Here is a 1,416-nt window from a genome sequence, read left to right as displayed (position 1 = left end):
GCCGTCCTTCCCGCCGGCCCGGGAGTGGTCCGAGGAGCTGGAGTCGCTGTTCGGCGCCGACGTGCGGGAGGAGGTGCTCGCGGACGCGGCGGGCGCGGGCCGTACCGACGTACTGGCCCAGCTCGACCCGGCGTCCGTGCGGCCCTCCGTGGAACTGCTGACCTCCGTGCTCTCCCTGGCCGGCGGCATGCCCGAGCAGCAGCTCGCCCGGCTGCGGCCGCTGGTGAAGCGGCTGGTCGACGAGTTGGCGGCGCAGCTGGCCACCCGGGTCCGGCCGGCCCTGTCGGGCCTGTCCACCCCGAGCCCGACCCGCCGCCCCGGCGGCCGGCTCGATCTGGCGCGCACCCTGCGGGCCAACCTGGCGCACACGCGCCGCTTCGACGACGGCCGGGTGGTCGTGGTCCCGGAGCGGCCGGTGTTCAGCACCCGCGCCTCCCGCGAAGCGGACTGGCGGCTGATCCTGGTGGTGGACGTCTCCGGCTCGATGGAGGCCTCCGTGGTCTGGTCGGCGCTGACGGCGGCGGTGCTGGGCGGGGTCCCGACCCTGTCCACGCACTTCCTGGCCTTCTCCACCCAGGTCGTGGACCTGACCGGCCGGGTCGCCGACCCGCTCTCCCTCCTCCTGGAGGTCCGCGTCGGCGGCGGTACGCACATCGCGGCGGGCCTCGCGCACGCCCGGAGCCTGATCACGGTGCCGAGCCGCACCCTGGTCGTCGTGGTCAGCGACTTCGAGGAGGGCGCCCCGGTCGGCGGCCTGCTCGGGGAGGTCCGTGCGCTGGCCGCCTCCGGGGCCCATCTGCTCGGCTGCGCCGCACTCGACGATTCCGGCGCGCCCCGCTACTCGGTCCCGGTGGCGCGGCAGCTCGTCGCGGCCGGGATGCCGGTGGCCGCGCTCAGCCCTCTCGCCCTCGCCCGCTGGGTGGGCGACCGACTCCGTGGGGAGCCCTGATGACCAGCCCGCTGTTGCCGCCCGTCGCCGCCGAGGTGACGGCGGAGGCCGTGGAGGCCCTGAGCGCCCGGCTGCGCAAGAAGCTCGACGCGGCCGTGGAGGGCTGCCGGGACGGAGCGGAGGCCGGGGCGGAGGGGGGCGTCGTCGTTTCCTTCGGCGAGGACGCGGTGGTGACGCTGCGTCCGGGGGCGTCCGGGGTGGTGGAGGAGGCCGGGCAGGCCGTCTGCACCTGCCTGCTCGCCCCGCGCTGCCTGCACCGCGCGGCGGTCCTGACGGCGTCCCCGCTGGCGGAGGCGTCGCCCTGGCCGGGCGAGGGCGAGGGCGAGGCCGGGGGCCCGGATGCCGGTACCGCGTCGGACGCCGAGCGGCCCGGGCCGCCGCCCTGCGGGGCCGCTCCCCTACCCGCCCTTCCTCCGTTCCCCGGGCTCCGCCCGGACCCCGACACGGACCCCGCCGCCGGACAGGAG

Annotated in this window: 1 protein-coding gene and 1 pseudogene; both read left to right on the top strand. The window is 77.7% G+C overall.

Features of this window, described 5'->3' with window-relative positions:
• Positions 1-949, top strand: a 949-nt coding sequence (locus ACFVXK_RS38675; RefSeq protein WP_389622098.1) for a VWA domain-containing protein, incomplete at its 5' end; no start/stop codon positions are given.
• Positions 949-1,416: pseudogene (locus tag ACFVXK_RS38670) on the top strand (hypothetical protein); the annotation flags it as partial. The gene ACFVXK_RS38675 and the pseudogene ACFVXK_RS38670, both read left to right, overlap by 1 nt.

Source organism: Streptomyces sp. NPDC058157, assembly GCF_042884105.1.
Lineage (GTDB): Bacteria > Actinomycetota > Actinomycetes > Streptomycetales > Streptomycetaceae > Streptomyces.
The sequence above is the reverse complement of the archived record's forward strand: the minus strand, read 5'-3'. Positions and strand labels throughout refer to the sequence as shown.